The following is a 7,920-nucleotide window of genomic DNA, read 5'->3' on the forward strand; positions in this document are numbered from 1 at the left end:
TATTGCCATCCGGTTTCTTGGGGAGGCGCACTCTCATGTCATCGCCAGCCAGCTCAACGGCCGCGCCGCCGACGACGGACAAGGGTAACGGGCTCACGCTCGCCATCATCCTGTCCTTCATGCTCCTGATCGGCGTGGACTCCACGATCGTCAACATGGCCCTGCCGCAGCTCAAGGAGTCGCTCGGCTTCTCGACGGCCGACCTGTCCTGGGTGCTCAACGCCTACACGCTCACCTTCGGCGGGCTGCTGCTGCTCGGCGGGCGGCTGGGCGACGTGCTCGGCCGGCGCAGCGTGTTCGTCGCGGGCGTGCTGGTCTTCACGCTCGCCTCGCTGCTCGGCGGCCTCGCGACCACCTCGTGGTGGCTGCTCGGCGCCCGGGCCCTGCAGGGCGTCGGCGCCGCGCTGGCCGCTCCGAGCACCATGGCCCTGATCGTCACCAACTTCGAAGGCCAGGCCCGTGCGCGCGCGTTCGCGGTCTTCTCGGCCGTGATGGGCGCCGGCGCCTCCGTCGGCCTCGTCATCGGCGGTGTGCTCACCGACCTGGTGTCGTGGCGCTGGGTGCTGTTCATCAACGTCCCGCTGGGCATCGCCGTGGCGCTGCTCGCGCCCCGCTACGTCAAGCAGCCGGACACGCACCCGGCCAGGTTCGACATCCCGGGCGCGATCACGTCGACGATCGGCATGGGCTCGCTGGTGTACGCGTTCATCCAGGTCGGCAACAAGGGCTGGTCGGACCGCACGGCGCTGGGCGCGTTCATCGTCGCCGCCGTCATGCTCGCCGTGTTCTTCGTCATCGAGACGCGGGTCAGCCAGCCGATCACGCCGCTGCACCTGTTCGCCAACCCCTCGCGCGCCGGTGCCTACTCGGCGACGCTGCTGCTGACCGCGGCCATGTTCAGCGTGCTGTTCCTGCTCACCCAGTTCCAGCAGGGCGTGCTGAGCTTCAGCCCGATCCGCGCGGGCCTTGCGTTCCTGCCCATGACGCTGATGCAGTTCGCCGCGGTGCGTCTCGTGCCCAAGCTGCTGCCCAAGCTCGGCGCCCGGCCGCTGCTCGTCGGCGGCGCGATCTGCATCGCCGGCGGCATGGCCTGGCTCACGCAGCTCAGCACCGACAGCAACTACTTCGCCGCGATTTTCGTGCCGCTGTTCCTGATCGGCCTCGGCGTCGGCATCAGCTTCCCGACGCTGAACATGACCATCATGTCGGGCGTCGCGCCGCAGGACTCCGGTGCCGCCTCCGGCCTGCTGCAGACCCTGCAGTGGCTCGGCGGCACGCTGGGCCTGGCCATCTTCGTGACGGTGCTCGGCTCGGCGAGCCGCTCCGTGGCCGGGCAGCCGGCCGGCGCCTCGGTGCAGGAGCAGGCGAACTACGCGCTGACGCACGGCATCACGGCCGCGTTCCTCGCGGCCGGCATCTCCGCGGCCGGCGCGCTCATCCTCGCGTTCTTCGCGCCGGGCAAGCCGGCCGCGAAGCAGGAGGAGGCGGCCAAGCCCGCCGCCGCGGCGGCCGCGGCAGCCAAGTAACACACGGAACGACAATCACGCCGGGCGCCCGCCCTACCCCCCGGGGGTGCGGCGCCCGGCACAAAGTTGGGCCGGGTGGCGCATCGCGCGCCGCCCGGCCCAAATCTCTTCCACTATGGACGGACGTCACTCCGCGATGCGGGTGCGTGCCGTCCAGCGGTACACGACGTGCGCGTCGCCGTCCACGCTGCCGGCGCGCTCGAAGTGCTCGTAGCCGCCCAGGTGCGGCACCTTGATGCGGTCGTCGCCGGACGGTGCCGGCTGGCGCCGCAGCGCCTCGGGCAGGCTGCTCGGGCCGCCCTCGAGCACCGCCGTGAGCGCCTCCTGGGCCTGCGTGTCGATGTCGTCGTTCAACGGGCACCTCCTGAAAATCCCCGTGGTGTACCGGAAACGGCACATCCATGATGATCGATAGCGCCCGCCCGTACCACGGTCCCGCACCCCTAACCTGAGACTTATTCGCGCAGGTTAGGGGTGGCTGGCGCCTCAGAATGGGGGTACCGAGTCCAGCAGCGACGTCGGCAGGTCGGTGCGGCTGGCGACCTTGAGCTTGCGGTAGATGCGCGTCAGGTGCTGCTCCACGGTGCTGATGGTCACGTAGAGGCGGCTCGCGATCTGCCGGTTGGTCAGGCCCCGCGCGGCGAGCTCGGCCACGCGCCGCTCGGCGTCGCTCAGTTCACCGGGCCCGGGCGCGCCGCGGTCGGGCGCAGGGCCCTCGACCGCGGAGCGGAACGGCCGGCAGCGCTCGCGCAGCGAGACGGTGGCCGGCGCGGCTTCCTCCTCGCTGCCGTCGGCCGCCTCCACTGCCGACCGCGCGGAGCACTCCGCGTGCCCGACGCCGGCCGCATCGTTGGCGGCGGCCCGGGCCGGGGCTAAGTGCGCGGCATCGCCGGCCTCGAGCTCCAGCCGGGCCACGACCGCGTCGGCGCCGCACTCTGCGGCGAGCCGGGCGGCCAGGCCGGCGGTCGTGCGGGCCACGTGGGGTTCGCCGATCGCGCGGTACGCCGCCGCGAGGTCGCCCAGCGCCCCCGCCAGCTGGAACTGGTCGCCGCAGGCGGCGAAGCTTTCGCGCGCCTCGCGCAGCAGGGTGACGCGCGCCCGCGGCTCGCTGAGCGCGGCGAGCACGCGCAGGGAGGTGCCGCGCGAGCGGGGCTGGCCGGCCGGGGACATCGCCAGCTGCTCCTCGGCGAGGCGTCTGGCTTCGTCGGTACGACCGAGCCGGTGCAGTACCAACGCCGCCTCCCCTCGCCACGGCACCAGCGCGACCCGGTCGACGCCCCAGCGGCGCATGAGCTCGCCGCAGGTGAGGAACTCGTGCAGCGCCGCGGCGTGCCGGCCGGTGGCGGCGTAGTAGCAGCCGCGGGCGTGCATGTAGTGCAGCCCGAACGGGGTCTGGAACATCGGCTCCGGCACCGGCTTGGCGAGGTGCTCGGCGGCGGCGTCGTGGCGGCCGCGGGCCAGGGCGACGAAGACCTCGGTGGCCAGGGGCCAGCCGACGGCGACGCCCCAGCTGCGGTCGGACACGAGGGACCGCGCGAGCCGGGACTGCGCCTCGGCGGCGCGCAGGTCGCCCTGGCGGCCGCTGATCGACGCGCGCACCGCCGTGAACAGGGCCTGCCACATCAGCGCGCGGGGCGCGGCGGCGTCGAGCATCCGGTCGCACCAGGCCGACGCCGACTGGAGCTGGTCGGTGTACACGAGCGACGCCAGCGCCACGATGATCGACTCGACGGAGAGGTCGTCGAGGTAGGACTGCTGCAGCACCTGCTCGGCCGCGCTGGTGATCTCCGGGATGCGCCCGCCGCGCTGTGCGACCGCGAGCGCGTCGACGGCGCGCAGCCGAGGGTCGGCGAGCACGCCGGCCCACTCGTTGCGCTTGGGCATGATCTCCTCGGCCATGAAGGACTGGAAGACCTCGGGGTAGATCAGCGACAGCCACAACTGGGCCGTGGTGAGCAGGAGCGCCGTCTCCGCGGTCATGGTGCGGATGCGGGCGACGCCGTCGCGCAGCGCGTCCATCGCCTGGTCGACGCAGCCGCGCCAGAGCAGGTGCTTGACGAGCACCGGGGCCTGCCGGATCGGCAGGCGGCCGTCGCGCGCGGCGGCGGCCAGGTGCGGCAGGTGCCGGGCGGCGGTCGAGGGGTCCAGGCGCCACTCGACGCTGGCGGCGTTGGCCGCGGTGGTGAGCCGGCGGTCGTCGTCGAGGTCGGCGTGCCGGGCCAGGCGCAGGAAGTCCAGGGCGCGGGTGAGCTCGCCCTGCGCCGCGCTCGCCTCGGCGGCCTCGTTGAGCACGTCGACCATCCAGGGCGCGCGGCAGTGCGCGGCGGCGACGAGGTGCCGGGCGATCGTGGCGGCGTCGGCGCCCTCCTCGTGCAGGATCTCCGCGGCCCGGCGGTGCAGCGCCGCGCGGTCGGCGGCGGCCATGCCCTCCAGGATCGCGGCCTGCACGCAGGGATGTCGGAACCAGCCGTCGGGCCCCAGCAGGCCGGTGAGCGCGAGCACCTTCGCGGTGCGCTGCACCTCATCGGGGGTCAGCCGCACGAGCCGGCCGAGCCGGGAGGCGGGCGCGCCGGGGCCGAGCAGGGCCAGGCCGCGGGCGCACTCCAGGGCGCGGGAGCCGCTGCGGTACAGGCAGCTGAGCACGGCGCTGCTGTAGGTCTCGCCGACGACCGGCCCGGCCGGGTTGACGGGGTTGACAGGGTCGCCGGGTGTGCCGGACTGATGGTCGGTGACGAGCGCGTGCACGAGCAGGGGGTTGCCGCCGGTCAGGCCGAAGTACTCGCGCTCGAGGAACTCCGGCCCGTCGATCCGGTCGCGCACGATCTCGGCGACGCCACCGGCCGACAGCAGGCTCAGGCGGATCAGGTGGCAGCGGGGGTGGCGCAGCAGCTCGCCCTGCAGCAGCGGGTGCACGAGCTGGATCTGGGCCGGCGCGTTGACGGCGAGCAGGATCGGCACGTCGTCGATGCGGCGGGAGAGGTACAGCAGGCACTGCAGCGACGCCACGTCGGCATGGTGGATGTCGTCGATGCCGATGAACAGCGGCCGGACGGCGGCCAGGTCCAGCAGCTCGCGGCACAGGTCGTGCAGCACGGTCGCCATGGCCTGCTCGGTGCGGGCGGTGCCTGGCTCGTGCCCGCAGGCCACCTCGGCGCCGGCGGCGACGAGCCGCTGGATGCGCCCGGCCGGCCCATGCGGGACGTCGGCGCCGGGCAGCAGTTGCCCGATCAAGGCGAGCGGCAGCATGCGCTCGGCGGATGCGGCGACCGCCCGCAGGGTGGTCATGCCGGCGCGGGCCGCCTCGTCGCTGACCGCCCGCAGCAGCTCCGTCTTGCCGCTGGCGACCGGGCCGCTGACCACAGCGATGTTCCCGGTGCCGGCGACGGTGCTGCTCAGGATCTCTCGTAGGGCCTCGAACTGCTCGCCGCGCTCCACGAGCGTCATCCGGTCTTCCTCCCGGACCGGACGCCGGCACTACCGTCGCCAGCAGGCATGGTGCTCGTCTCCCCGTCGTCGAGCGTCAACGTCTTGGTGGGCCTTCTCGGGCATGGCCGACCCGAACGCGGTTGTTGTATCCGATAGCCGCGCTAGGAAGAAGATCTGCATGTCCAAGCATCCACACTGATGCGTCGTCTATATTTCCTGGGCGTTACCTGAAAGAAATCATCTCCCTCGTCGGGAGCGAATCCACTAATTTTACGGTCATCAATCTTATGGAGGATCATCGACACACTTGGGCTCCACCATACAACGCAATCTCGCGCGTGCTTGGTCGATCATCCGACGCCCGGCGGCGCGTCGCGCGGCGGATCGCGGGCGGCTCGGCGCGGCGCTGCAGTAACGGAAGATACGGCCGCAAGGTTGCCGGCACGCCCGTCGCAACTAGTGACATTTCCCACACGGCGCGTATATGCCAGGTGCCACCTGCGGCATCGCCCGTTTCCGCTGTCCGTGGTCGTTTAGCCGCCGGTAAGGCGGCCCTTAGCCGGCCGCGCGACGGTGACCGCGGCGGCCGCCGCCCTCCTCCGGCCGCCGGGAGGACACCCCACATGGCCCGGAGCGTTCCCAGCGCCGGCGGCGGCGACGACCTCGTCGTCGCCGTCATCGACGAGCGGCAGTGCAGCCTGGCCGCGGTGCGCCACGCCGCGCAGCACTCGGGCCGGCTGGTGGTCCTCGCCCGGCCCCGCCAGCTGCTGTCCGAGCCGGTGCTGACCGCGCACGGCCTGACGTTCCAGCCCGACGACCGGCTCGCCGCCGAGCTGTTCGCCGAGGCCGCGGTGCTGCTGGCGGCGTGCGACCGGCGCTGGCACTTCGGCCTGCTGCCCCCGGGCCGCACGCTGCACCAGGCCCTCGCGGCCGCCGCGCCGCCCGGCGGCCCGGCGCTGGTCGTCGCCGCCCGGCACCGGCACGGCGCCGGGCGCCTGCCGTGGCTGGGCGACCCGCCGCTCCCCCGCCTCGGCCGCGCCGCATGGGTGTCCTGCGACGTTTGACGAGCCCGCCCTATATGCCTGATTTGCCGCGATGTCCTGCTTTGCCGCTATGTCCCGCTTTGCCGCTAAACGGGCGTTTATCGGGTGTTGCCCGCGGATACCGGACAACCACTTAGGGGTTGAAGGCAATGTATGCCGTGGATATCGTTCGGCACGGCCCTCCTTTGAGATCAAAAGCGCTTGACCAGCGCGAGATTTCACCGATTGCTGCGGCCTCAGCAATTGCGTGGGAGGCGCCGACGTCGTATCGGGGAGGCGGACAGTGCGGACAGCAAACAGGGCACCGGTAGATAGTCACAATACATCGGCCGAGATAATTGCCGATGCAGATTTCCGAGAATCAGGACTGCGGTACGAGGTCATGGGTCCGCTGCGGGTGCAGGGCGGGCAGCACGGCACCACGGTGAGCGCACACAAGATGGAGATCCTACTGGCGGTCCTGCTGATCAGGTCCGGGCAGGTGGTGCCGATCAGCCAGCTCATGCACGAGGTGTGGGGCGAGCACCCGCCGCAGCGAGCGAAGGCGGCGGTGCACGTGTACATCTCGCAGCTGCGCCGGTTCCTGGCCCGCCCGGGCGTGGCGGAGAGCCCGATCGTGACGAAGGCGCCCGGGTACCTGCTGGACGTGGGGCCCGGCGAGATCGACCTGGCGCTGTTCCGCGACCGGATGCGCACCGGGCGCGCGCAGCTCGCCGCCGCCCGGCACGCCGAGGCCGTGCGCACGTTCGAGGCGGCGCTGCGGCTGTGGCGGGGACCGGCGCTGGTCGGGCTGCGGGAGAGCCCGGCGATCAACACGTTCGTCATCTGGCTGGAGGAGGCGCGCCTGGAGTGCGTGGAGCTGATGGTCGAGGCCAACCTGGCCCTCGGCCGGCACCGCGACATGGTGGGCTTCCTGTTCCAGCAGGTCGCCGAGCACCCGTTCCGGGAGGCGTTCCACCGCCAGCTCATGCTCGCGCTGTACCGCTCCGAACGGCAGGCGGACGCGCTGAAGGCCTACGCCGCGGCGCGCCACACGCTCAACCGCGAGCTCGGCCTGGAGCCCTGCCGGGCGCTGCGGGACCTGCACCGCGCGATCCTGGCCGCCGACGACCGGCTGTACCACACGGTGGCGGCCTGACATGGCGGCCACCGGCAACCACATGGACGACACCGGCGCGTGGGTGCGCCGCTACCACCCGGCCGACGACGCGGCCGTGCGGCTCGTGTGCTTCCCGCACGCCGGCGGCTCGGCGACCTTCTACCGGCCGATGTCGGCCGCGCTCTCGCCGGCCGTGGACGTGCTCGCGCTGCAGTACCCGGGCCGCCAGGACCGCCGGCACACGCCCGGCATCGAGCACCTGCCGGACCTGGCCGACGGCGTCGTCGAGGCACTGCTGCCGTGGACGGACCGGCCGTTCGCGTTCTTCGGCCACAGCATGGGCGCGATCGTCGCGTTCGAGGTTGCCCTGCGGCTGCGCGGCGCCGGCCGCAACGGCCCGGTGCGGCTGTTCGCGTCGGGCCGGCGGGCGCCGTCGCGGTGGCGGGAGGGCCGCGTGCACCTGCTCGACGACGCCGGCATCATCGCCGAGCTGCGCGGACTGAGCGGCTCCGACCCGCGCATCCTCGGCGACGAGGAGCTGCTGCCGATGATCCTGCCGGCGCTGCGCGCCGACTACCGGGCCATCGAGCGGTACACGTGCGAGCCCGCCGCCCGCGTCGCGTGCCCGGTCACGGTGCTGACCGGCAACGCCGACCCGCAGGTCGACATGGACGACGCCTGCGCGTGGGAGCGGCACACCGACGGCGGCCTGACGCTGCGGGTGTTCACCGGCGGGCACTTCTTCCTCACCGACCACGCCGCCGAGATCCTCCGGCTGGTCCGCCAGGACCTGCTCGGCACCGCGGCGGCGCGGCGCTGAGCCACC

The 7,920-nt window shown here is 72.7% G+C and carries 6 protein-coding genes; 4 read left to right on the forward strand and 2 right to left on the reverse strand.

The genetic code is table 11. The features are described from left to right. The first annotated feature begins 35 nt into the window (after window positions 1-35). On the forward strand, window positions 36-1,526 hold the full coding sequence (locus tag ABD901_RS29355; protein ID WP_345131373.1) for an MFS transporter: 1,491 nt from the start codon (window positions 36-38) through the stop codon (window positions 1,524-1,526). Window positions 1,527-1,652: 126 nt separating this feature from the next. Here ABD901_RS29355 and ABD901_RS29360 read toward each other — a convergent pair whose 3' ends face one another. Together ABD901_RS29360 and ABD901_RS29365 are read right to left on the reverse strand one after the other, a co-directional pair. Further along, entirely contained in the window at window positions 1,653-1,880 is a 228-nt protein-coding gene (locus ABD901_RS29360) for a DUF5988 family protein (protein ID WP_345131375.1), read from the reverse strand. A gap of 132 nt (window positions 1,881-2,012) precedes the next feature. After that, window positions 2,013-4,970 carry a helix-turn-helix transcriptional regulator gene (locus ABD901_RS29365; protein ID WP_345131376.1) on the reverse strand — a complete coding sequence of 986 codons (2,958 nt, stop codon included), beginning with the start codon at window positions 4,968-4,970 and terminating at the stop codon, window positions 2,013-2,015. 605 nt (window positions 4,971-5,575) lie between these two features. Here ABD901_RS29365 and ABD901_RS29370 point away from each other — a divergent pair. The 3 genes from ABD901_RS29370 (at window position 5,576) to ABD901_RS29380 (ending at window position 7,914) form a co-directional block, all read left to right on the forward strand. Then, window positions 5,576-6,016, forward strand: a complete 441-nt coding sequence (locus tag ABD901_RS29370; protein ID WP_345131378.1) for a hypothetical protein — start codon at window positions 5,576-5,578, stop codon at window positions 6,014-6,016. Between the two features lie 361 nt (window positions 6,017-6,377). After that, entirely contained in the window at window positions 6,378-7,133 is a 756-nt protein-coding gene (locus ABD901_RS29375) for an AfsR/SARP family transcriptional regulator (protein WP_345131379.1), read from the forward strand. Between the two features lies 1 nt (window position 7,134). Continuing rightward, the gene (locus ABD901_RS29380) at window positions 7,135-7,914 is read left to right on the forward strand and encodes a thioesterase II family protein (RefSeq protein WP_345131381.1); all 780 of its coding nucleotides are present in this window, start codon (window positions 7,135-7,137) and stop codon (window positions 7,912-7,914) included. Window positions 7,915-7,920 lie beyond the last annotated feature (6 nt).

Origin of the sequence: Dactylosporangium darangshiense (assembly GCF_039537565.1) — a bacterium.
GTDB lineage: Bacteria > Actinomycetota > Actinomycetes > Mycobacteriales > Micromonosporaceae > Dactylosporangium > Dactylosporangium darangshiense.

What these genes read in the sequence shown, in the direction of transcription:
- ABD901_RS29355 (WP_345131373.1), top strand. Translation starts at nt 36, where the DNA reads ATGTCATCGCCAGCCAGCTCAACGGCCGCGCCGCCGACGACGGACAAG.
- ABD901_RS29365 (WP_345131376.1), bottom strand. Translation starts at nt 4,970, where the DNA reads ATGACGCTCGTGGAGCGCGGCGAGCAGTTCGAGGCCCTACGAGAGATC.
- ABD901_RS29370 (WP_345131378.1), top strand. Translation starts at nt 5,576, where the DNA reads ATGGCCCGGAGCGTTCCCAGCGCCGGCGGCGGCGACGACCTCGTCGTC.
- ABD901_RS29375 (WP_345131379.1), top strand. Translation starts at nt 6,378, where the DNA reads ATGGGTCCGCTGCGGGTGCAGGGCGGGCAGCACGGCACCACGGTGAGC.
- ABD901_RS29380 (WP_345131381.1), top strand. Translation starts at nt 7,135, where the DNA reads ATGGCGGCCACCGGCAACCACATGGACGACACCGGCGCGTGGGTGCGC.